General features: G+C 70.2%; 16 protein-coding genes. 6 read left to right on the top strand and 10 right to left on the bottom strand.

The annotated features are described in order from the left end of the window. Positions 1-105 precede the first annotated feature (105 nt). Complete coding sequence (locus D7X99_RS16860) at positions 106-1,407, top strand: serine protease (RefSeq protein ID WP_121778700.1); 1,302 nt, start codon at positions 106-108, stop codon at positions 1,405-1,407. 126 nt (positions 1,408-1,533) lie between these two features. Here D7X99_RS16860 and D7X99_RS16855 read toward each other — a convergent pair whose 3' ends face one another. Next, a complete protein-coding gene (locus tag D7X99_RS16855) occupies positions 1,534-3,600 on the bottom strand; it encodes a LamG domain-containing protein (protein WP_233613462.1) in 2,067 nt (688 codons plus the stop codon). A 351-nt stretch (positions 3,601-3,951) separates the two neighbouring features. Between D7X99_RS16855 and D7X99_RS16850 the strand changes: the two genes are divergently transcribed. Further along, positions 3,952-4,608 carry a hypothetical protein gene (locus tag D7X99_RS16850; RefSeq protein WP_147476169.1) on the top strand — a complete coding sequence of 219 codons (657 nt, stop codon included), beginning with the start codon at positions 3,952-3,954 and terminating at the stop codon, positions 4,606-4,608. Between the two features lie 49 nt (positions 4,609-4,657). On the opposite strand, the gene D7X99_RS16845 is transcribed toward D7X99_RS16850, so the two are convergent. Beyond that, the gene (locus D7X99_RS16845; RefSeq protein WP_233613460.1) at positions 4,658-5,767 is read right to left on the bottom strand and encodes a CapA family protein; all 1,110 of its coding nucleotides are present in this window, start codon (positions 5,765-5,767) and stop codon (positions 4,658-4,660) included. Positions 5,768-5,825: 58 nt separating this feature from the next. Continuing rightward, positions 5,826-6,002 carry a zinc ribbon domain-containing protein gene (locus tag D7X99_RS16840; RefSeq protein WP_121759792.1) on the bottom strand — a complete coding sequence of 59 codons (177 nt, stop codon included), beginning with the start codon at positions 6,000-6,002 and terminating at the stop codon, positions 5,826-5,828. A gap of 183 nt (positions 6,003-6,185) precedes the next feature. On the opposite strand from D7X99_RS16840, the gene D7X99_RS16835 reads away from it, so the two are divergent. Next, a complete protein-coding gene (locus D7X99_RS16835) occupies positions 6,186-7,283 on the top strand; it encodes a hypothetical protein (protein ID WP_121778697.1) in 1,098 nt (365 codons plus the stop codon). A gap of 4 nt (positions 7,284-7,287) precedes the next feature. Here D7X99_RS16835 and D7X99_RS16830 read toward each other — a convergent pair whose 3' ends face one another. After that, positions 7,288-8,541: a polysaccharide deacetylase family protein gene (locus D7X99_RS16830; RefSeq protein ID WP_121778696.1), complete on the bottom strand. Its 1,254-nt coding sequence runs from the start codon at positions 8,539-8,541 to the stop codon at positions 7,288-7,290. A gap of 55 nt (positions 8,542-8,596) precedes the next feature. Further along, complete coding sequence (locus D7X99_RS16825) at positions 8,597-11,038, bottom strand: penicillin acylase family protein (RefSeq protein ID WP_121778695.1); 2,442 nt, start codon at positions 11,036-11,038, stop codon at positions 8,597-8,599. A gap of 126 nt (positions 11,039-11,164) precedes the next feature. Here D7X99_RS16825 and D7X99_RS16820 point away from each other — a divergent pair, with 126 nt between their 5' ends. Then, on the top strand, positions 11,165-11,527 hold the full coding sequence (locus D7X99_RS16820) for a YciI family protein (protein ID WP_121778694.1): 363 nt from the start codon (positions 11,165-11,167) through the stop codon (positions 11,525-11,527). A gap of 25 nt (positions 11,528-11,552) precedes the next feature. On the opposite strand, the gene D7X99_RS16815 is transcribed toward D7X99_RS16820, so the two are convergent. The 5 genes from D7X99_RS16815 to D7X99_RS16800 form a co-directional block, all read right to left on the bottom strand. Beyond that, positions 11,553-13,262 (bottom strand): DUF4091 domain-containing protein, encoded by a 1,710-nt coding sequence (locus tag D7X99_RS16815; protein WP_121778693.1) that lies wholly within the window; start codon positions 13,260-13,262, stop codon positions 11,553-11,555. A gap of 262 nt (positions 13,263-13,524) precedes the next feature. Then, entirely contained in the window at positions 13,525-13,788 is a 264-nt protein-coding gene (locus D7X99_RS43730) for a hypothetical protein (protein WP_233613458.1), read from the bottom strand. A gap of 33 nt (positions 13,789-13,821) precedes the next feature. After that, positions 13,822-14,115 (bottom strand): hypothetical protein, encoded by a 294-nt coding sequence (locus tag D7X99_RS43725; RefSeq protein ID WP_233613457.1) that lies wholly within the window; start codon positions 14,113-14,115, stop codon positions 13,822-13,824. An 84-nt stretch (positions 14,116-14,199) separates the two neighbouring features. Continuing rightward, positions 14,200-16,863: a formate dehydrogenase subunit alpha gene (gene fdhF / locus D7X99_RS16805; RefSeq protein WP_121778692.1), complete on the bottom strand. Its 2,664-nt coding sequence runs from the start codon at positions 16,861-16,863 to the stop codon at positions 14,200-14,202. After that, positions 16,851-18,320, bottom strand: coding sequence for an NADH-quinone oxidoreductase subunit F (locus tag D7X99_RS16800; protein WP_121778691.1), 1,470 nt, complete (start codon positions 18,318-18,320; stop codon positions 16,851-16,853). The genes fdhF and D7X99_RS16800 overlap by 13 nt, the downstream gene beginning before the upstream one ends. Before the next feature lie 133 nt (positions 18,321-18,453). On the opposite strand from D7X99_RS16800, the gene D7X99_RS16795 reads away from it, so the two are divergent. After that, complete coding sequence (locus tag D7X99_RS16795; protein WP_121778690.1) at positions 18,454-21,093, top strand: ATP-binding protein; 2,640 nt, start codon at positions 18,454-18,456, stop codon at positions 21,091-21,093. Beyond that, entirely contained in the window at positions 21,090-23,876 is a 2,787-nt protein-coding gene (locus D7X99_RS16790; protein ID WP_121778689.1) for a hypothetical protein, read from the top strand. Before D7X99_RS16795 ends, D7X99_RS16790 begins: the two co-directional genes overlap by 4 nt. Position 23,877 lies beyond the last annotated feature (1 nt).

Below are 23,877 nucleotides of genomic sequence, written 5' to 3'. Positions count from 1 at the left end.
GTCCTTGTTAAGTCCATATTGCGGAGAGTGCATGGTTGGCGCGAGCATGCGGTCCGCTGCTCGCCCCCAGGCGGGCGGTCCTCACCCTCAAGGAGTGTTCAGCACATGCGAATCCCCCGGACTTCCGGCCGTAGGACGCTGCTTGGAACGCTGCTGTGTACCCTCTCCCTCGTGGCCTGTGGTCCGGCCCCCGAGTCCGAGCCCAACGACAGCGCTCCCGTGGGCACGGAGCAGCAGCCCGTCGTCTACGGGACTGACAACCGCACGGACGTGTACGCGCACGCGAACGCCACGCTGCGCGCCCGCGCTCAGCAGTCCACCGTCGCGCTGATGAACCCTTCGGACTTCAACGCGACCAACCCCAACAACGTCACCTTCAACGGGTCCACGCTGCGCTCCGCGTACAACCTCTGCACCTCCGAGCGCTTCCTGGACGACCTGACCCCGGCCTTCTGCTCCGGCACGCTCATCGACGATGACCTGGTGCTCACGGCGGGCCACTGCATCACCAGCGCGTCGGCCTGCACCAGCACGCGCTTCGTCTTCAACTTCTACCGCACCGCCGCCGGCGCCATGCAGACGGTGACGACCGCGGACATCTTCTCCTGTCAGGCGATTGTCGCGCGCCAGCAGGCCACGGTGGGCGGTCGCAACCTGGACTTCGCCATCGTCCGGCTGGACCGGGCGGCCACCCCGCGCTTCACGCCCGCCCCCATTCGCGCGGGCAACGCCGCGCTGCCCGTGGGCACCAACGTGACGGTCATCGGCTCGGGCAGCGGCATCCCCTTCAAGATCGACTCGGGCGGCTCGGTGCGTGACGCGCGCGCGGGCACGCTGGACTACTTCGTGGGCACCACGGACACGTTCGGCGGCAACTCGGGCTCGGGCGTGTACGAGAACAACGGCTACACGGTGGCCGGCATCCTGGTGCGCGGCGAGACCGACTACAAGGCCAACGGGAGCTGCAGCGTCGTCAACACCTGCACGGAGACGGGCTGCCGCGGCGAGGACATCACCTACGTCCGGCCGGCCATCGACGAGTACTGTGGCGTGGCGACCAGCACGCGCCTGTGCGCGGGCTACCCGCCGCCCCCGACGCCGGTGACGTTCACCTTCACCGCCACCAACACCAACAGCGCCAACCAGAACACCGTCAACCACAACGTCACCCTGGCCGCCGGGCAGACCCTCAAGTTCGGCACCTGCACGGTGCCGGGCGCCACCGGCACGGGTGACACGTACCTGCGCCTGTTCAACGGAACCTCCCTGGTGGTCTCGAACGACGACGCCTGCGGCACGCTGTCCTACGCGAGCTTCAAGGCCACGACGGCGGGCACCTACCAGATCCGCGCCGGCTGCTACTCCAGCGGGAGCTGCAGCGGCACGGTGGCGTACACCGTCCAGTAGTCCCTGAAGGACCCAGGCGGGCGGTGGCGTCCGTCACCGCCCGCGCCGGGCTCCTTCACTCCGGCAGCACGAGGGCGCTCCTCGCCCCGCCAGCCCTCCTGGCGGGGGCCGGAGCGTGACGAGCGCTCAGCAGCAGTTGGATGGCTTCTGGGCGATGACGGCGATCAGCACGGCGATGTTGAGCACGAGCTGCGCCAGCACGACGGCCAGGTACGCGCCACCGGTCGTGAACAGGCCGACGACCATCAGGATGAGCGACGCGCAGTTGAGGGCGATGGTGAACCAGCTGCCCGTCAGCGCCGCCCCGAAGATCTTGCCGAGGGTCCCTCCGAGGTAGAGCGCCTTGATGATCCGGATGACGGTGGAGCCATCGATGGCACCCTGCTGCGCCGCCGCCCCCAGCGTCCGGAGCAGCGACGTGCTCTCCGTGATGAGCGGCCTGGCGGCCTTGACCACCTGTGTCGCCGAGTAGCCCAGCCCTACCACCGCCAGCAGCAGGCACACGCAGGTCGAGGCCACGGAGATGACCCAGCCGATGCACTCGGTGTCGACCGTCAGCTCCATCCGGTCGCACTCCACCGGGCCCTGGGCGGTGTGGTGATAGAAGACGTAGTGCTTGCCCTCGACCTTCCCGGCGATGGTGCCCACCGGCAAGCCCCCGGGCCCGTTGCCGCGTGACAACCCCAGGTGGAGGTTGTTGCGGAAGAGTGAGCGCAGCCGGTCCTTCATCGCGCCCGGCACGGAGGCCAGCACCTGCTCGTAGGAAGCGATGAGGGCGTCCACCTGCTCGCCCGAGAGCGGGCTCTGCGCGGGGAGGGCCACCTCCTCCGTGGCCCACCGGACGGAGGGCTGGAGGCCCGCGGAGGGGCGAGGCACCGCCACCAGCGTGGTCGTGGACGGCGCCCCGGGCGGCGGCGTGGAGTCGGAGGGCGGCGTGGCGACGAGCGAGGGCGTCGCCGTGTTGAGCAACGACGGCGGATTGCCGGTCACCTGGTTGGCCAGGCCGAGCGCGTTCCAGGCGTAGTACGCCACGCAGCCGTCCGCGTCGGAGGGGTCGCTCGACATGTACTGCTGGAGTTCGTTCTGGGGGAGTTCGCGCGACCACAGGCCCACCGCCTGCAGGTGCCCCTGGAAGTCGTGGACCGCCCCACCCGCGACACTGGCATCGGGGTCCGCGCCGAACACCCAGACAGGGCTGGCCACCGAAGGCAGCGTGGTGCCGATGGCCGAAACGGAGTTGCCATCCAGGAAGAGCCGCACCGTGGCGCTCCCGTCGTAGGTCATCGCCAGGTGGTGCCACCCACCCGCGGGCAGCGCCGTTCCCTGCTCCCAGCTCGCACCGCTCGAGCCCGACAGGGACTTGAGGCAGACGTCGAACGCGCCATTGTCCCACCGCAGGCCCAGGGCGATGCCATCCCGGGTGTCGCGGTCCCGGCACGCGAACAGCGTACGGTCGCTCAGCTGGAAGTCGGAGGGGGCATCCGCGTTGAACCACGCCTGCACGCTGAAGGGCCCGCCGTTGGCCACCACGGTGAGGTTGTCTCTCGGTGAAGGCTGGACCGCCGCGTTGACGACCCGGAGGGCGGGGGCGAGCATCGTCACGTGCGCGCCGCCCTGGAAGGTCGCGGCCGGGCGGTTGTGGCCGGAGACGTCCCCGGTGGACCCGTCGCTGAAGCTGTAGCAGGCGCTGAGTGACGGGCCCGGCGGCGGCACGTCCCACACCGGCTGGCACTCCTCGCCGGTGAACGCGGTGGACCAGAACGCGACGTTGCAGAACTGCGCGTCGGTGGTGCCCCCCAGGGTGAAGACGCTTTCGGTGATGATGACTCCCGAGGCACTCCCCTCGATGACGGGCGTGCCGTTCGCGTAGAGCGTGTAGTTGCCGGCGCCAGTGCCGGTCCACTGCCAGACGTACAGGATGTACTGCCACTGATCCGGCAGCAGCTCGACCTCCGCGCACCGCGGCGCATTGAGGCCCGGCATGTCGAGCGTCAGCTGCATACCGTGAAGCCCGATGGACCAGTCCGTCCCCATCGACAGCAGCAATCCGTCGTAGGCAGGGGTCCGGGGACGAACCCAGAAACCGATGGAGTAGGACGAGGTGCCAGAGTTGTTGATGGGGGTGGACGTGCCCAGTTGGATGCGCTGGCCGTAGCGAACGTCGGCGGCACCGTACTGATACATGGGTCTCATGATGGGGGGCTCCAGGGGTGGGGAAGGACCGCCGCCGCGAAGAGCAAGGGGCGCGCCAACGCGCGGCGCCTGACCTCTCCTCTGGGGGCTCGCGGTGCGACCCGCCGCTTGCGTCCCGGCATCACGCAGCCGAGTCAATCTGGGACGCACGGCACGCCATGCTCAAGCGTCACGACGCCAGGGCCCGTAAGGTAGACAGACCCGGAATGTGCACGTGTTGTATGGGGTTGGGTGGTCCGCGACATCCCAGCCAGCAAGCGCCGAGCGTGGAGAATTCCTGTCTATAATCAGCGGACCTTGCTGCCAGCGCGGGCGGACAACTCCCGCGGCCACTTCACGAGGAGACGCCACATGAATCGGGTGGAATTGAAGAAAGGGATGGAGGGATGGATGTCGGAGAACGGCAATTGCTTCATCCCGGATGGCTGGGATGGGCAGGTGATGTTCGCGACAGCCGCCCCGTTGAACAGCGTCGTGTTCCGGAAGCAGGGATTGAACGACACCTTGTTCAGCAGCAAGACCTACGTCCCCTACGTCTCCACGACGTTCATCAAGGACTGCCTGCACACCGCCGAAGAAATCATGCATCAGTCGCTGTTCGACCCGAAGGAAGGAGCGACGCGCAGCAAGAGCGTGGAGAATGGCTCCGCCTTCGGGAACAGCAAGCTGGAAAACGTTCTCGTCGCCCAATCCCTGCTCAAGGGCAGGGGCAGCAATGACAATGCGGCGCCGCTCGCGGGCCAGGCCTATGTCATCGTCAACATGAAGTGGGACACGGAGGGGACCTCCCCCTACCACGCCGCCGGGGTGGTCGCGGTGGATGGCGGTGACCGCATCACGCTGGAGGTGTTCGCGAGCACCCGCACTTCGTATGCGCGGAAGGAGGCGGGCTGCTATCGCATGTACAAGACGTCGGGCGTCGAGGGACACACCTTCCACGGCGCATGGGGTTCCCAGGAGGAGTATTTCTCCGACAGCGCGGTCACCTTCGCCCTCTGCGCGAAGTGATGGAGCCTCCGGCGCCGGGGCTCGTGAGTCATCCAGCTGTTCCCGGAGCTCACCCCCATTGCAGGAGGAGGGCCCCGTTATCTTCCAGCTCCACCCGCGTCCGGGGTGCCAGCCGGCGTCCCTCTCGGCCCAGGACTTCGCACAACCATTCGGCGTCCCGTCGCGAGGCCCGGTGGGGTCGGAGCTGGCGCAGCTGCATGGGGAGCATGCGCAGGCTGGCGATCCGGCCGTTCGCCGGGTCCACTGACGCCAGGTACATCAAGGCCAGGTCCGGTCGGTATTCCTCGTGGCCGAGGATGCCTTCGTAGTCGTTCAGGAAGTCGCCGCAGCCATGGAGGATGAGGCGGCCGTGGTGGACCTCGATGCCGCGAGGGTGGTGCGAGGAGTGGCCATGGACGACGTCCACGCCAGCCTCGTCGATGAGTGCATGAGCGAAGTCCCGCTGCGCCCGTGGCACCGTGTAGCCCCAGTTTTCGCCCCAGTGGATGGAGGCGATGACGACGTCGCCTTCGCGCTTGAGGTCCGCCACCCGTTTGCCCAGGTGCCTCGCCGTGGTGGGGGACAGGTCGGGCAGCAGGTCCACGCCCGGTCTGTCCTTCCTCGCCGCCCACGATGGCGGAATGCCGCTGCTGACATCTCCGCACGAAAACACCACGACTCGCCGCCCGGTCCCTACAGCCACGAGCGCGGGCTGCTGGGCCTCCTCCAGGTCCTCACCCATCCCCGAGGTGGCGATTCCCAGACGGCGGAGGGTGGACAGCGTTTGCGCCAGCCCCGGGTAGCCCCAGTCCAGCACGTGGTTGTTCGCCATCGTGCAGCAACTGATTCGGGCCGCCGTGAGGCATTCGGCATTCTCCGGGTGCATGCGGTAGTGGATGCCCTTGTCGGGCCACCACTGCTCGCTCGTGGTGATGCTCGTCTCCAGGTTGATGATCCGCACGTCGGACGCGGCGTGCTCCAGCGCGGCGAGCGCGTCCCCCCAGATTTCACCGAAGCCGACGGGCTTGCGGATGGGGCCGTTGCGCTCCTCGGCGAGCGCGACGTAGTCCCGGGCATCGTGCAGGTAGGACTCATGGATGCCGGGTGGAGCAGGGTGGGGCAGCACCTGATCAATGCCCCTGCCTGTCATCACGTCGCCGCAGAGGAAGAGGGAAACCAACCTCTTGTCTTGCTGGCCAGGAGTCATCATCGACGAAGGACAGGGAGCCCCGAGTCCTTCAGTAGGTGAGCGACTTCTTGGTGGTCACGGCATGGGCGGAAGAGATGCGCTTCTCCACCTCTTTCGCGTCGTGGCCACGCGGGCACTTCGGTGCTCGCTCGTCGTGCTCCTGGATGGTCATGAATGCGGTGAAGGGCTCCTGGCACTTGCGGCAGAAGAACTCGTAGATGGGCATGGCGTGCTCCCCCTTTGAAGGAAGATGGGGCCCACCACCGGCGGGTGGCAGGTCACGAGGCGCCATCCAGCCGCCGGCGCGCCAGGTCGTGCCCGCTGCCTGGAACATTTTACCGGATATGGAAGTGGAAACTCCGTCGTGTAGGATTCATGCCCTCAAGCACCTTCAACTGGAGGCAGGCCCTTGATCAGCTCCCTCATCCGCCAGGTCGTCACCACGATCCAGGCCGCGGTCACGAAGCCTCCGGTGGCCCCGGCTCCGCCCACGCCTCCTCCCTCCGCCGCGCCGTACTTCCAGGACGGTGTGGACGCGGCGAAGGCCAGCCCCGTGAACCTCAGCGGCTACGGGAACACTCCGTCGGCCGCGGCTCCCGCGAGCGTGGACTCGCCGCTGACGAAGGCGAGCAAGGGGGAGAAGGTCGGCCCGGAGTTCATCCACCTGGACGCCGGATGGACTCCCCAGGGACAGGGCTACGACGCCGGGCGCGGTGAAGTGCTCACGACCTATTACAACGACGACCACCGGGTGCTCCTGTCGGTGCAGGACAAGGACTCGGGGAAGGAGACGCATCAGGCGGTGCTCGGTGGCCCTCCTCCCGCGGGGCCTCCCAGCCATGGTGGCGGCGTCTCCACGGATGGCGACAACGTCTATGTCTCCGACACGGATCACATCTACGTCTACACGCGCGAGGAGCTCGAGGCCGCCCAGAACGAGTGCCGCGAGGCCATGCCCTCCCAGGTCATGGATGTCCCCAAGCCTGAAGGCCTCACGGATCCGGCCACGGGCATCGGCCTGGTCTCCGCCGGCAGCTTCATGACCGTGAAGGACGGCTACGCGTACATCGGTGGCTACAGCAAGGACGGCGATGGCAAGGCAGGTGCCGTCTGGCGGTACGAGATCGACGAGAAGACCGGCGAGATCATCGAGGACTCTCGCGAGGGCCCCATCCGCGCTCCGGACCGCGCTCAGGGAATGACCGTCGTCGATGGCGGCATCATCTTCACCACGGGCGACAAGAAGCTCATCTACCAGCCGTTCACGTCCACCGAGGACACCTTCTCGGCGGACATCGACAAGCGGGTGGACATCGGCAACGGGCTCATCGACCCCTACGCCCAGGGCGTGAACATCATCGATGGTGAGATCTGGGTCACCTACGAGAGCGGCTCGGACAAGTACCGCGACAAGGTCGACAAGCCCCGCGAACACATCCAGCGCATCCCGCTGGAGGATCTGGACCTCGCGGCGGGATGCCTCACGGCGGAGCAGCTCGAAGGCTGAGGCCCTACACGGACGCGGTCGCCTCCATGTCGGCGAGCGTGAAGTCGTCCATCGTCAGCGTGCCCACCTGGTCGATGGACAGGCCCACGCTGAGGGCCTTCGCCGCGGAGGGCGTGGCGGGCGTGGTCCACTCGGCGAAGGTGTAGCTGCTTTTCGGGGGCAACAGGGGCCCCTGGGACCAGTAGGTCCAGGCGCCCGCGCTGGTGCGGTAGTACGCCTTGAACCGCACCTGCGTGGTGGCCTTGTACCAGGCGGTGATCCGGTAGTGATGTCCCGTCACCGGCGTGGGCGTGCAGCTGCTGTCGTCCTGTCGGGTGATGAGCTTCCGGTCTCCGTCGGTGATCTGCGTGATGCGCACCTGCTGCGCCCAGCTGCCTCCGTGAGCGTCCGACGTCCGGTTCCACGTGAAGGTGTTGTTCCCGAAGCCGCCTCGCTGCCAGCAGTCCGGGGTCCCGTCGCCGTTGGTGTCCGCTTCGAGCGAGGGGTTCTTCAGGAGCTGCGCGGGGGGCCAGCTCACCGGGGGCTTGAGCACGCCGCCGATGATCGCGTCCATCGTGGCCACGGTGGTGCCTCGCGAGGCGCGCGTGGCCAGCCAGTCGATGAACGCCGTCAGGTTGGCGGGCGAGATGGAATAGGTCTGCGGCGGGTCGCATGGCCCGCAGATGTGGTGGAAGACGATGGGCACCCAGCCGCCGCCTGACTCCTCGGCGCGCAGCACGTAGTTCTTCAGGTCCGTGAGCGTGGTGGTCGCCTGCGCGGAACCGTTTGTCCGGATGGCGTACGGGTCCGCGGGAGGCACGGGCTCGGCGGCCGGGCTGCTTCCAGTGGAGGAGGTCCTCAGTCCGCCGCTCTCCCTCGCGGAGTTGTAGTTGCAGTCGATGACGATCTGCCGCGTGGTCGCGTCCTTGTCTCCGAAGGGATAGGCGAAGGACGTGACGCGGAAGCCATCGTTCAGCAGGGCGACCCGGTCGTTGCAGATCTCCTTGCGCTGAGCGTCCGCCGACAGCTCCGTGAGGTGCGGATGGGTCAGCGTGTGGCCGCCAATCTCATGGCCCTTGTCCCGGAGCGTGCGCACCTGTGCGAGCGTGAGGCGGCCGGACTGCCCCAGCCTGCTGCTGTTGATGAAGAACGTCCCCCGCATGCCACGGGCCTCCATGGCGGAGGCCGCGATGAGCTGGGATGCCAGGCAGTCGTCGAAGTTCAGCGAGACGACCACCTGGCCGGGCAGGAGGGCAGTGGCTCGGGGCGTGGGTTCCATGGTGGGTGCTCCCCCTTGTGCACGAGGACTTCACCCACAACCTGTGCATGCTCCGCTATTCGATCTTCGACGTGGCGTCGATGGTCAGCTCCAGCGTCGTGAGCTCCGGATCCGCGAGGATGTCCGCTTCGTTGAAGCGCACGGGACGGAAGTGCTTGCCGGAGAAGAGGTCCGTCTGGTCCGCGAAGTGCGGAGACGCCGGGTCGGTGGACTCCGCGTAGGAGAGGACCGCGTTCGCCTTGGGCCCCTCCGGCGTGAACTCCATCACCATGAGGAAGCTGGTCCCGAAGTCGACCAGGTAGCCCTCCGGCGTGAGCCCCGTGCCGGGGGAGAGCAGCGGGCCCTGCGGCTGGGACTGCGGCAGCAGGGTCGCGTTCGCGCCGGAATAGCCGACGACGTTGGTGACGCCCTCGAAGGCCGCGCCGCCGTGCAGGGGCACCTTGCGGTCTCCCTTCCACGCGAACTGCACGTCGCCCAGCTTCGTTCCCACCGCGATGCCCGCCTTGCCCAGGAGCGCCACGGCCTCCGCCAGCTTCTGGTTCACCGGATCCACGCCGGACTCCGGCGCGGGGACCAGGCCCGCCGGCGTCACCGCCGCCTGGGCCGGATCGAAGGGCTGCGCGAAGAGGGCGCCCTTGTCCACGAGGTCGGAGCGGTTGAAGCCGTTCAGGAACTCACGCCAGACGATGGCGCCCGAGCGGTCCAGGTCCAGCCGGCCATCCCACGCGGAGATCAGCTGGCACGCCTCCGCGATGTCCACCGGAGCGCCCTCGACGACGATGGGCTCCGCGCCCTGGCAGCGCTGCACCACGGCCGTGCGCAGCTGCTCCGCCACCCAGGTGCGGTTGCTCAGGATGGCCTGCTCGGCCTCCTCGCGCGTGAAGCGCCCGTCGCTCCCGGCCGCCGCGGTGTCACCCTGTTCGGTGATCAGCGTGAGGTTCATGTGCGAGCGCGTGCTCATGCGGCCGCGCGTCCCGAAGATTTCGTAGAGGAAGGGCAGGTCGAGCAGGGGAGAGGCGGGGTTGGTGAACGTCGCCGGATCATTCGCGTTCATCACGAAGTCCGTGCGGCGGAGCTGCGGCATGACGGTCGTCGGCACCAGGCCGTGCGACTCGCTGTCCAGGCCCACCCATTCGTCGCGGGACGTGCTGCCGTCCAGCAGGACGAGCCCCAGTGACGCGAACACCGGTGCATCCGGGGTGGATTCGAGTGACTCGCGATACGCCGCGACGGTGGCGGGGCTCAAATAGGGGACCCGGGATGCGTCCACGTAGCGCGTGTCTCCACTCGCGCTCGTCATGAGCGTGTTCACCCAGGGCGCGCCGCGCACCGTGCGCTCCACGTCCGCGGCTTCGTCGATGCCATGGGCCGTGTTCAGGCGCACCCAGTGCTCCGTGAAGCGCGGGTTGTCCTCCGTCGCGTCGCGAGTCGTGTACGCGGTCTCGTCCGTCCAGTCCGCGCCGGGGCCGGCGAGGATGGGGCCGTAGTGGCTGCGCCAGAACGTGCGCGTCTCCTGCGTCATGCCGCCGTCGTCCCCGCGCACGTTGACGGTGACGGTCCGCGACGTCATGCGGCGGGTCGCTCCGTCATAGACGTACGCCGTGGGGTCTCCCGGCACGAGCTTGAGCCGGTACAGCGTCAGGTGGCTCGACGCCGTCACCGTGTGCGTCCACGCGATGTCCCGGTTGAAGCCGATGTTGATCGCCGGAACGCCCAGCAGGGACACGCCGTACACATCCAGCTTGCCGGGGATCGTCTGGTGGCTCTCGTGGAAGCGGAGGCTGCCCTCCCAGGGGAAGTGTGGGTTGGCAACGAGCATGCCCCGGCCGCTGGCCGTCTTCTCGCGACCCAGCGCCCAGCCGTTGCTGCCCAGCTCATCCTTGCGAGGCGACAGCGCGAGCGGCCTCGACTGGAGCCGCTCGCCTCCCGTCTCCGCGCTCGGAGGCTGCGCGTTGCCCACGTAGCCGAGCAGCGGGATCAGCGTGTCGAACAGCGACAGGTCCAGGTGGTACGCGATGAGATCGTACGCGCTGATGGGCTTCACCCACGCGGCGCCCCGGCAGGGTTCGGGCCGCTGAGCGGCCGGCACATCCGCGAGGTACTGGTTGTAGCCAGCGGCATAGCCCTGCACGAGGTCGCGCAGTTCCTGCGACTGCTCCGCGAAGCTGGCCTCGGCGCGGGTCCGCAGCGCGAGCCCCAGGTAGGTGAAGTCGCTTTCGAGGAAGGCGTCCTGCGGGCCCCGGCCCAGGTAGCGAGCGCGCTCGCCACGCACCTTGAGGAACTGGTCCGCGAGGATGCAGACCGCGTCCTGTGCCTGCGCGTAGCCGATGCCAGCGCCCAGGCTGCGATAGCCGTCGGCCTGGATGTGGGGGACACCGAACGACGTGCGGTGGAGGGTGGCCTTGAGCGGTAGGGGCGCCGGCGGGTCGTCGTTCCGGCAGCCGCCGAACGCCGTCAGGGTCAGCAACAGGGGGAGGGAGATTCGGGATGTGCGCATGGGTCGTCAGCCTCGCAAACAGGGCTGACAAGGATATCCGCTCTAAGCCAAGTATCCTTGACCACGAGGGTAGTAGCGGTCGCGTGGGACCGGTGGCATAGGCTGCGCCCCAACAAGGAGCAGACCATGTCGTACATGCTGGTGGTGATGCAGGTTGAGGGCGGGATGCCCCAGACGGCGGAAAAGAAGCGTGTCGCGGCGGACCGGATGGAGCGGATGCAGGGCTTTGGGGCGTCGCTCCAGGCGCGCGGCATCCTCCAGGCGGCGGATTCCCTGCGTACGGACGCGGAGGGTACCCGGGTGGAGCGGCGTGACGGGAAGCTCAGCTTCAGCGACGGGCCGTTCACCGAGTCCAAGGAGATCATCGGTGGCTTCTTCCTCGTCGACGTGAAGACGCGCGAGGAGGCGCTGGAGCTGGCCACGCAGTGCCCCGCGGCGGAGTGGTCCACCGTCGAGGTGCGCCAGTGCGGTCCCTGCTACGACCCGTGAGCGGCGCGCCTGCGCACGCCGTCGCCTACGGCGGCGTGACGCGGTTGCGGCACAGCTGCAGGTAGCGCCGGATGAGCTGGAGCCGCGCCCGGTCGAAGGCCTCGCCGTCGTCGGGGACCGCCCAGGCGTGTGGGATGAGCTTCCGGGCCACGGCACGCGCATACGCCGGGTCGCCCGCGTCACTCACCAGCTTCAGCCATTCGTAGTCCTGCATGCCCTGCCGGATGAGCTTCATGCGCAGCGAGGGCAGCGGGATTTCGGTGGTGCCACCGATGATGGAGGGCAGCCCCGGATAGAAGAGCGTGCCGTCTCCATTGCCATTGAAGCGGAACTGCGTCGTCCACGCGGTGAAGAGCAGGCCCACCGTCTGGTAGTACAGCTCGCCGCTGGCTCCGTTGATGAAGTCCAGCCACTGCATGCCGCGCGCCTTGGCCGCCGAGCGGTCCACCATGTACGAGGGCCAACCCTGGCCGGGGATGTTCTCCGGCGGGGGCGGTTCTCCCGGGGCGCAGCCGTGGCTCGCGCAGCTCTGGTACAGCCACAGCTCACGGTTGGGCTGGGTGAGGAAGTCGTCGTATTTCGGGCGCTGGTCCCCCACGTAGGGTGGCTGGGTTCCGTCGATGAAGTTCACCAGCACGGTGATGATGTCGATTTCCTCCAGCAGCCCGTGAGCCTCCAGCTCGGTGACGGTGCTGGTCAGCAGCGTGCGCAGCTTCGGGGCCGCCGTGCGGGTGAGCTCCGCCCGGGCCGCCACCGCCTCCCAGGTGGAGCCATAGGGCGGCTCATCCCCCACGTAATCGAACGAGCGCGACAGCCAGCCGCGCGTGTCCGCCTCCGTCTGGAACTCCGTCAGCGACGCGCCATTGGCTGGCCCCAGGTACTGCAAGGCCGTCATGCGCGCCCCGGGCAGGCGGTTGGGGGCGGAGCCGTCGAGGAACGGGCCCCAGCGCTCACTGAATGTGTCGTAGTCCGGCAGGTCCCACGTGGGCAGGTTCACCTCCCGGGGAAAGCCGCTCGCCAGCGTGATGCGGTGCTCCAGCGCCATCCGGTGGAAGAGCTTCAAGAGGCGCACCTGGGTGTCCACGGGGCACACCGGATCCCCCGTGAAGGCACGGCACACGTGGGGAGGCCAGAGCAGGAAGGCGCTGCGCAGCGAGGAGGTGCTCGGCAGGACGGCATCCACCACCTGGAGGCGCACCTCCACCCGTGACGTGAAGCCGTCACCCTTCACCGTCACCGCGCCACGGTAGGTGCCCGGACGCGCGTGGGGCGGCACGTGCACGTCCACCCAGACGGCGCGGGATTCGCCCGCGGGCACGTCGAAGGGAAAGGCCAGACGCTTCTCGCCCACCACCTCGTCCACGTCCGGCACCAGGCCATCCGGCCACCGCCCGGGCGTCGTCCCCGGGGGCGTGGGGGTCGTGATGTCCAGGAGCGCTTCCCGGTAGAGCAGCAGGTCCCCGCCGTTGATGCTCGAGCGGGGCCCGCGCAGCTCCGGCAGGGCGGCGCTCACGCCCCGCAGCCCCGACCGGCCTCCGTGGAGCACCACCTGGAAGGACACGAACTCGTTGCGCGCGGCGGTCAGCGACACGGAACGCTGGACGCGGGGAGGCGTCTCCGGGCGCACCTTCACCATCGCGCTTTCGCCCCAGATGGCCGGACGCGATGGATGCGCCCAGGCGACCTGGTTTCCCATCAATAACAAACAGGCCAGTCCCAGCTTGATGGATTGCATGGCATCCCAGGTTGGAACGTGAGAGGGATTATGGCAATCCACCCCCCGGCGCCAGTGCCCGTGGGGCATCCGATGCTGGCGGACAGGGCGGGCCGCGGGTCGCCCTTGCCGAGAGAGCGCACTGGAGACTGCGTGAGAGTGCGTCGATCGCCCTGTGCTCGACCCATTTCCCTCGCTCTTCGCCGTGTCTCCGCTCGGCGCTGCGAATCTGATCCACGACGCATCTCGACGCCCGGATGCTCCCTCCCGAGTCGAGTAGGGCTCACGGGCTAGAGGACTGTTGACCCAGGCGCTTGCGCAGCAGATGGAAGGCCCACAGGCCGGCGAGGACGCCGGCCGCGCCCAGTCCCAGCAGCACGGGGGTGCGCCGCTCCAGGAAGCTGGCGCCCAGGTAGACGGTGCCCACCGCGTAGGGGAGCTCCGCCAGGGCGAGGATGGCCAGATAGCGGCGCAGGCCATAGCGCGCGAGGCCGAGCACGTAGCCCGGGACTTCGGATGGGACGGCGAGCTGGAAGAGGAGCACCACACCGAAGGGCGTGCGCCGGGAGATGCGCTCATCCTAACGGGCGAGCAGGCTGGCGGAGGTGAGCCGGCGGATGACGGGCCTGCCCCATGCGCGGGCGATGCCGTAGGCGCAAGCGCCGCCCAGCATCCAGCCCAACCAGAGCAGGAGCGCGCAGACCGCCTTGCCCCAGGCCTGGAGCGCCACCGGCAGCAGCAGCGCGCTGGAGAAGAAGGCCAGCATCGCCGACAGGGAGGAGAGGAGGACGAAGCGCACCAGCACCGTGGCGGTGGCCTTGGAGCGGTCGATGCGCAGGGCGCTCAACGCGGTCTGGGATTGTGCGTCCGCCATGGCACCTCCCGGCCAGGACCCCGAGCCCTTGAAGATGAGGGTAGGGAGGCGGAGGGCGGGGCGCCGCTCGCCGCCGCGCCCCGGCTACTCCACGCGCTCCACCCGGACGGCCGTGACCTTGTAGTCGGGCGTATGGGTATACGGGTCCTGATGCGGGCCGATGACGGCGTTGATGAGGGTCTCCGCGGTGTGGAAGGTGGTGAAGAGCTCGCCGGGCCGCAGCCCCTCCGCGCGGTGCATGGGCAGCACCGCCTCTCCATGCCGGCTGCGCACCCGCACGCGCGCGCCCTCCTGGAGCCCCAGCCGCTCCGCGTCCGCCGGGGCCATGTCCAGCCAGTCGCCGGGTTGGAGACGCGCGTTCGGCGTGCGGGACGTCATGGTCCCCGCGTTGAACGCATACAGCCGCCGGCCCGTCATCAACACGAAGGGGAAGTCCTCCGAGCGCGCCTCCGGCGACGGCGTGTAGCTGATGCGGCGCAGCGCCGCCCGGGGGCCCAGGGCAAAGCCGTCGGTGTGCAGCACCCGGGTGCCTGGATGCGCCTCGTCGGGGCAGGGCCACTGGAGACCGCCGTGCTCCAGGCGCGCATACGACAGGCCGGCCCCCACGGGCCACATGCGCCGCACCTCGTCCCAGATTCCTTCAGGGGTGGTGAACGCGAAACCTTCAGGGTGTCCCAGCGCGCGCGCCGCGCGGCAGAGGATCTCCCAGTCCGGCAGGGACTCCCCCGAAGGGGGCAGCGACGCGCGCACCCGCTGCACGCGCCGCTCGCCGTTCATGAACGTGCCGTCCTTCTCGAACGAGGTGCAAGCGGGCAGGAAGACGTGGCCGCAGGCCCTCGCGGTCTCGTTGAGGAACAGGTCCTGCACCACCAGCAGCTCCAGCCGCTCCAGCGCCTGGCGCGTGGTGTTCGCCCCCGGGTTGGTGAGCAGCACGTCGTAGCCAAAGGCCCACAGCGCCTTGAGCCGCCCGCCGCGCGCCGCCTCCATCATTTGCATCAGGTCCAGCCCCGGCGTGGAGGGCAGGGGCGAGCCCCAGGCGGCCTCGAAGCGGGCGCGGTGCTCCTCCAGGGGGACGTAGCCGGTGAGCTGCCCCGGCTCGCAGCCCATGTGCGCCGCGCCCTGCACGTTGTTCTGTCCGCGCAGCGGGTTGACGCCCATGCCCGGCCCACCGAGGTTGCCCGTCAGGAGCGCCAGGTTCACCAGCGCCATGACCGTCTCCGTGCCCTGCACGTGCTCCGTCATGCCCAGCCCGTGCACCATCATGGACGGGCCGTGCGTGGCGTAGAGGCGCGCGGCCTTCCGGAGGTCCTCCGCGTCCACCTCGCACAGCCGCGCGGCGCGCTCGGGCGTCCAGTCGCGGATGAAGGCCTGGAAGTCCTCCACGGCGTCCACGCGCTCGCGCAGGAAGTCCGGAGCGCACAGGCCCTCGGTCACGATGACCTGCGCCAGCGCGTTGAGCAGCGGCACATCCGTGCCGGGCCGGGGCCGCAGGTGCACGTCCGCGTGGCGCGCCAGCTCCGTGCGCCGCGAGTCGATGACGATGAGCTTCGCGCCCCGGAGCGCCGCCTGCTTGATGCGGGCGCCGACGACGGGGTGGCACTCGGTGGCGTTGCTGCCCGCCACCAGCAGGGTGCGCGCGTGCTCCACGTCCTCGAAGGAGTTGGTGGAGGCGCCCGTGCCCAGCATCCGCTTCAGCCCGGCGGCGCTGGGCGCGTGGCACACGCGGGCGCAGCAGTCCACGTTGTTCGTCCCCAGCACCACGCGGGCCAGCTTCTGCGCCAGGTAGTTCTCCTCGTTGGTGGCGCGAGCGGAGCCCAGCATGCCCACCGTGTCCGGGCCGTGCGCGTCCCGCAGGCGGCGCAGGCGCTCCGCGATGAAGCCCAGCGCCTCGTCCCAGGAGGCCCGCCTCCAGCCGCCCGCCTCGCGCAGGAGCGGCACGGTGACGCGGTCCGGCGCCGTCACGAAGTCGAAGGCGTAGCGCCCCTTGGAGCACAGGTGGCCCCGGTTGGACGGGCCCTCGCGCGAGGGCCGCACGGTGACGATGCGGCCCTCACGCGTGCCCACGTCCATCTCGCAGCCCACGCCGCAGTAGGAGCAGGTGGTCCGCGTCCACGCCTCCGGCGAGCCCCGGTCCAGCAGGGTGCGGTCCTCCAGCGCGCCGGTGGGGCAGCTGTCCACGCACGCCCCGCAGGAGACGCACGAGCTCTCCCGCAGGCTGGGCCCGTCCGGGAGGATGCGCGTCGCGGCGCCCCGGTCCCACACCCGCCAGACGAACTGTCCCTGCACGTCGTCGCAGATGCGCACGCAGCGGTAGCAGTGGATGCACTGGGACATGTCCACGTGGATGTACGGGTGCGAGTCGTCCAGCGACTCCGGCCGGTGCGCGCCGAGCGCCTCGTCCGCCAGGCCGTACTCGCGCAGCGCGCGGTGGAAGGGCTTGTCCGGGTGGCGCGCCACCGCTTCGGCCGGATACTGGGAGGCCAGCAGCCGCAGCAGCACCCGGCGCCGCGCCTCCACCTGGGGACTGCGCGTGCGCACCTCCATGCCCTCCGCCAGTGGAGTGGTGCAGGCGGCCACCGGACGCTCGCAGCCCTCCACCTCCACGATGCACGTGCGGCACGCGCCCACCGGCGTCAGGCGTGTGTCGTCGCACAGCGCGGGGATGGAGATGCCCAGGGACTCCAGCGCCTCCAACACGGTGCCGGGCGCGCACTCGCGAGCCTGCCCGTCGATGATCACCCGAAGCATGCCTCCACCTCCTCCCGGTAGTGGCGCAGCACGCTCCGGGCGAACTCCCCCAGCCCGGTGCCGTGTCCACACAGGCTGGTGAGGCGCAGCGCCTCGGCGACCTCCTCCCAGTCCGCCGCGCCGGCACGGGGGGCGGGGCCGGCGTCCAGCACGCGCGCGAAGAGCCGCTCGACGTGTCGCGCCCCCAGGCGGCAGGGCGTGCACCTTCCGCATGACTCGTACGCGCCGAAGGAGAAGACGTGGTGCACCAGCGCGGCGATGGACGTGTTCGCGTCGAAGGCCACCACGCCGCCATGCCCCACGGAGGCGCCCACGGCCTGGAGCTCCTCGAAGCCCAGCGGGGTGTCCAGCAGGTGCGGAGGGAGGATGCCCGCCAGCGGCCCGCCAATGAGGACGCCCTTCATCGGCCCGGTGCGCAGCCCGCCTCCCAGCTCCTCCACCACGGTGCGCACCGGCGTGCCCAGCTCCACTTCGTAGAGCCCCGGGCGGTGGAAGAGCGAGTTGAGCGACAGCACCTTCGTGCCCCGGCTGCCCGGGATTCCCAGCGCCGCGTAGGCCTCGCCACCATGGCGTGCAAGCCACGGGAGGTTGGCGAGCGTCTCCACGTTCTGCACCAGCGTGGGCTGGCCGAACAGGCCCGCCTGGGCGGGGTAGGGGGGCCGCGCGCGCACGAAGGGCCGGCGTCCCTCCAGGGCGTTGAGCAGCGCCGTCTCCTCGCCGCACAGGTAGCTGCCGCGCCCCACCTCGATGGAGACCTCGCAGGAGAACGCGCTGCCCAGGATGTGTGGACCCAGCACGCCCTCACGGTGGGCCTCGTGCAGGGCCACGTGCAGCACGCACGCCGCGAGCGGATACTCCTTGCGCACGTAGATGACGCCCCGGCGTGCGCCCACCGCGTAGGCCGCCAGCAACAGGCCCTCCAGCACGGCGTGGGGGTCGTCCTCCATCAGGAAGCGGTCGATATAGGCCCCGGCGTCACCCTCGTCCGCGTTGGCCACGACGACCTTCTCCGCGCCAGGCGCGGCGGCCACCGCGCGCAGCTTGCGTCCGGTGGGGAAGCCCGCGCCTCCCCGGCCGCGCAGCCCGGACCGCTCCACCTGCGCGATGAGGGCCTCGGGGGGCGAGGACAACGCCTGCTCCAGGGCCGCGTAGGCGCCCTGGCGGGTGGCCTCTGTCACGGCGCGGGCTCCGCCGCTGGCGACGCGCCCCAGCGTGATGGCCTGGGGGGCCCGGACGTGCACTTCAGGGCGAGCGTCCTCACCCGTGACGGAGGGCGCCCGGTAGCACTGGCCCAGGCAGTAGACGCGGGTCTCGCCCGAAGTGGCCTGCCGCCAGCGCGCGGCATCCAGGTGGCGCGCGACGAAGCAGGCGGTGCCCTGACAGGCATGCGTCCCCAGGGGGCCAGGCCCCAGGTGGTAGAAGGATTCGATTTCGGGTGTGTGCTGCCCTGGCTTCATGCGCCGCCTCCTCCCGCAACATGCGCACGCCGCGTGATTCGGACTTCGCGCCCGCACTGCTTCCTCGGGGTGACATCCCTCCTCACTCCAGGGCGATTCGCACGGCGGTGTCCCCCGCCCATCCTCCGGGGCCATGGCCACGACACCGCACGATGCCCCGGAGGCGGGTCAGCCGTACCTGCCCACGCCCCAGGCGGAGGCGCAGGCCTTCGCGTGGGACGACCTGCTGACGCCCACCCGCCAGGGACTCCGGGAGCTCTTCTCCTGGCTGGAGGCGGCCTGCGAGGGCAGCGCGGACGCGGCCAGCACTGAACACCTCTCCACCAGCCTCCTCGTCTCCGGCGCCCGGGGCTGCGGCAAGACGACCCTTCTGCTCAGCGCCGTGCAGGCGTTGCGGGACTGGAAGTCCTTCGTGCGCGGGGCGCCCGGTCCGGAGGTGGCCGCTCTGTCGCGGACGCTCGAACGGCTGGAGCGGCGCATCCTCTGGCTGGAGCCGCTCGACCTGGAACCCGTCCCGACGCAGGCGAACCTGCTGGCCACGCTGCTGGTCCGTGTGCGGGCCGCGTTGGATCAACCCCGCCGCGGGAAGGGCGCGCGCGGCGAGTCCTCCCGGTGGGCGTCCTCCATCCTGGAAGAGGGCGCGGAGGAGACGTGGGGGAAGTTGGATCACCTCATCCGCGACGCGTCGTTCATGTGGGAGGACATCCCGTCCACCACCGATGCCCGCGTGCGCGCGGAGCAGCAGATCCGCGCGTCGGAGATCTACGCCAACTTCCAGCCGCGCTTCGCCGACGCCATGGAGGACGTGGCGCGCACGCTGTCCATGCCGCGCTTCGGCGCGTCCGGCGGTGACCAGGTGCTGCTGGTGCTGCCCATCGACAACGTGGACCGCAGCATCGAGCACCTCTACAACATCGTGAAGCTCACGCGCATGGTGGCCAGCCGCCACCTCTGGTTCGTCCTGGCCGCCGGACACCAGGAGTTCCAGCGCTTCATGGAGCGCTCCTTCCAGAAGGAGTTGATCATCTCCGGACAGGCCGGCATCGGTGCGCGCGGCCAGGAGGAGACGCTCGCCATCGCCCGGCGCCAGGCGGCCACCACGCTGCGCCGCGCGCTGCCGCCCAGCTACCGCATCGCGCTGGACCTGGTGGAACCCCACGAGGCCTGGCGCTTCCCCGTGGACGGGCGGGGTGAGCCGCTGGGCTCGCTGCTGCGGCGCATGCGCCTCCCTGCCAGCAAGCGGACGGAGTCGCGCGTGCTGGAGACCTTCGCGGATCTCTTCGACCTGCAAGCCCGCCTCGCGCCCGACGTGGCGCGCTGCTACCGCGAAGCCCTCCGCAATGACGACGCGGAGGCCCGCGAAACCGAAGCGCGCCCGGACGAGCCGCTCCTCCACCACGTGGGGAGGCTCGCGCTCACGCTGCCCGCGCGCACCCTGCAGGACCTGTGGCACGCCGTCCGGCGCGAGGTCATGTGCTCCACCGCGCCCGCCGCCGGGGCCGCGCCGGAGCAGGGCGAGCCCGTGGTCCGCATCGCCTCGGAGATGCTCCGCAACGCCATCGACGAGAGCGACCTGCCGGCCTGGGCCAGCGAGCAACTGCACCACCGCATCCTCCGTCAGGACGACCAGGGCCGCGTCTGCCTGGACCTGACGGGCAAGCCCATCCGCCGCTCCAAGCGCACCAGCCTCCACGGCGTCCTGCAGGCGCCGCCGCGCGACCCCGGTGGAAACGGGACGGGCGCTCACGCCCGGGTGCTGGGCACGGAGGTGCACCTGCGCCGCTTCCACGAGGTGGTCCTGGTGCTGGAGGACCTGGAGCAGCCCGGCCGCGAAGCGCCGCTGCCCGCGAACGTCGCCGGCTGGTTCATGGTCCTGCATGACGTGCTGATGCTCTTCGAGCGGCCCCGCGTGCTGAGCGCGGACGTGACGGCGCTCGAGATGAGTCCGGAGATGATCGCCACCGTGCACGAGTTCTGGTCGGGCCGCGCGCGCGGCGAGCCGTTCGTCCAGGCCGCGTTCTGGTGGACGCCCCCCTCGTGGAACACCTTCATCGAGTTCGCCATCCTCACCGCGCAGTGGCGCGCGTTCCTGGTGCGACTCTCCAGGGGCTTCCTCACCGCTGGGGACGGGGAGGACGCCACCCTGCGCGCGCGCTTCATCCAGGCTGCGTGGGTGGAGAACATCTGCTCCGTGTCCGGAATGGCGATGGGCCGGTGGAACTGGGGCGATGAACGCCAGGGCACCGTCTCCGTGCTGAAGGCTTCGCGGCTGACCCTCGCGCTGGAACGCTATGAACAGTGGGTGCGCGACACGGTGGCGGAGCTCGTCACGCGGATCCGTGAGCACAGCGCCGGATATGATCGGCTCTGGACGGCGCAGGTCTGGCTTCGCGACATGCTGCCGCTCCAGGTGCTGCCGGAGTTCGCGCTCGCGTTCGATGCGCGGAGCCTGCTGCGCCAACCGTCCGGTGTCTCCAGTCCGAATGAAGGCTGGGACCTCCTGGTGAAGGACTGGCGCACCCAGGCGCCCCGGCTGGCGGCCTTCCGGCACCAGCGGGTGCGCGACGCGGTGAACCGCTCCAGCGCGGCGGAGTCGCTCCGTCAGGCGCTCGGCGCGGGCGGCGGGCGCGCGTCGGAGACGTACTACGGCTGGCTCGACACCTTGGTGGACGCCTGGTTCGCGGTGGTGGACCACGACGGGGATCCGCTGGCGGGGGTGGTGCTGGGCCTGACGCCCCACCTGAACCCTCCGTCCCCGGATGAGCATCCGTGAGCAGCGAGGGCGCACGCCCACCGCCGGGAAACCTGGCCCCTCGCCGCGTCCCGGAGGCCTTCGTCCGAGCCGAGGTCGCCAGCTTCCCGCTGACGAGCCTCGGGGCCTTCCGCTCGGCGGTGACGGAGTTGGTGCCGTCGCTGGACGCGGAGGCCGGCGGCCCCACGCGCGCGCTCTGGCGCGAGTGCGAGAAGAGCCTGTCGGAGCACGCCAGCGGTTGGTCGTTGGACCGGATCATCGCCGTGCGCGACGCGTTCTGGTTTCCCTCGCGAGGCCACGTCAGCCACCGGCAGGCTCCGCGCAAGGGCGTGTCGATGTTCCACTACCTGCGGAACCTGGCGGACACGCACCTGGAGCGCAGGCCCGGCGTCACCGTCATCTTCCAGGGCACGGGCGCGGAGGCGGTGGAGGCGCTGACGCACTACCGCTGGCTCACCTTCGCGATGCCGGAGGATCTGCTGCTGGCGGCCGTGCCGGTGGAGCCGCCTCCCACGCGCGTGGACATCGAACCGCCGCTGCTGGTGCGTCACCTGTTGGATCGCGGCGTGGCGGAGGTGCACCACCACGTCGGCGCGGGCATGGACTTCCCGCTCCTGTGGGCGTCGCTGCTGTCCTCCGTGGGAGACGCGGGCCTGGATCCGAGCACCCTGACGGGGCCGGGCCTTCCCTTCGACGAAGGGGAGGTGATGCTGCGCTGGCTGCTGGCGACCGCGGTGACCCGCTGTGTCCTCGCGGAGGTCCTGTTGCGCCGCGAGACGCCTTCGCTCCTGGACTTCGTGCGCGGCCTCTCGGAATCCCAGGCATGGCTGCCGCAGCGGCGGCGCGTGCTCTCACGCACGTTGGAGGCGCTCTCTCGGGGCCGGCGGGAGATCCTCCCGTCGCTGGATGAGCTGCGCGGCCTCTACGAGGACCTCCACCCGTTGGGGGCCCGCAACGTGACCGACCCACCCGCCACGCTCGATGAAGTATGGCGGCGGTGTGATCCGGTGGCCTTGCGGCTGCGCCTGAGCAGCCCCAACGGAGGGGAGCGCTGGCTGGTGCGCGCGGGCCTGAATCACCTGGGGCGCCTGGAGCGCGCGGGCGAGCACGACGTGCACTTCGACCGGCTCTTCTGGCAGGTCCAGCGCGTGCGGTGCATCAGCTACCGCGCCTACGTGCAGCGGCCGCTGACCGCGGGCCTCCAGTGGTTCATCCGTTTCTATGGCCGTCCGGCCGCGATGAAGCGGCCCCTGCGCGCCGTGCGCGCGGAGGTGTCCTACGCGGTGGCGGGCGGCGACCAACCCATCGCCGCGCTGGAGGTCCGCACGAGCCTCGCGAACGACCCCATCCGCATCGCGGAGGAGTTGGCCTCCCTCACGCAGTCATGGCGGGGCGTGCTGGGCCGCACGGGAGAGCGCGCCGTCGCAGGGCGCCCGCCGGAGTTCGGCGTGGTGATGCACCTCATCAAGGCCCGGGACCCAGGCCGGCACTGGACGCAGGGGCAGCCGCCCGCGCACGGCATGGGCACGTACGCGGAGCCGGTGCCCGAGGGACGCGTGCGGCTGGGCGGACGATTCTCCGACTACTTCGCCGCGCAGTCGGTGCAGGTGGAGGCGCTGGTGGACCTGATTCGGGCGGTGCCACTGTCGCTCTGGCTGGTGCGGGGCCTGGACGTGGCGTCGGATGAGCTGAGCGTGCCCACGTGGGTGCTGGCACCGCTCTACCGCTACGTGCGGTGGGGGGCCGCGCGCGCCGCGACGAGGCGGGAGGCCCGGGGCGCTCCACCGCTCCGCCTGACGTCGCACGTGGGCGAGGACTACCGGCACCTCATGGAGGGACTGCGCCGCATCTACGAGAGCATGCACTACCTGCTGGACCGCACCGGGGGACGGCTGGGTCACGCCACCGCGCTGGGCGTGGAGCCCGGGATGTGGGCGGAGTCCGTGGGCGCGGTGATGATGCCGGCCGAGGACCGGCTGTGGGACCTGGTCTTCGAGTGGCGCCTCTACGGCGACTACCGGCTGCCACCGGCGCTGGCCGCGGAGGCACCTCCCGGAAGGCCGCAGCGCGTGGAGAACATGCTGCGCGAGCTGTCCGAGTCCGTCTTCGGAGACTGCATCGCGCCGCACGTGCTGGCCGAGGCGCACCACGTGCTGCACAACCTCTGGTGCCCGCCGCTGGCGCGGGAGGAGGGCGGCGTGGGGCTGGATGCCTTCAGCCGCACCTTCCGCCGGCTGAACTGGACCCGGGTGCTCAACGCGGAGCAGGTCCGAAGCCTCCTCATCGCCTACCGGGAGGACGAGCGCGTGTTCCAGCGCGGGCAGCAGTTGGTGGACATCCCGCTGGATGCGTCGGAGGTGGACGCGCTCCGGACGGTGCAGGACGCGATGCGCCGGCACGTGGGCGCGCGGGGGACCGTCGTGGAGGTGAACCCGTCCAGCAACCTGCTCATCGGCAACTTGATGGACTTGCGCAACCACCCCATCCTGCGACTCAACCCCCCGCGCGCGGATGACAACGCGCCCCCGCCGGTGCCCATCGCGTTGGGCGCGGACGACCCCGTCACGTTCTCCACCTTCCTGCTGCGCGAATACTCCCTGCTGCACGAGGCGGCGCGCAGCGCGGGCTACTCCGAGCGGGTGGTGCACGAGTGGCTGTCCACCATCCGCCAGACGAGCATGGACGCGCGCTTCACCGCGCCCTGGCGCCCCAACGCCCTGCACATGGCGGACGAGCTGCTGGCCGCGCTGGCCCGCTTCGCCCGGAGGTCCGTGCCCCGCCACGAAGCCCCAGCGCCCGCTTGAT

It is taken from the genome of Corallococcus sp. AB032C (genome assembly GCF_003668935.1).
Lineage (GTDB): Bacteria > Myxococcota > Myxococcia > Myxococcales > Myxococcaceae > Corallococcus > Corallococcus exiguus.
The sequence above is the reverse complement of the archived record's forward strand: the minus strand, read 5'-3'. Positions and strand labels throughout refer to the sequence as shown.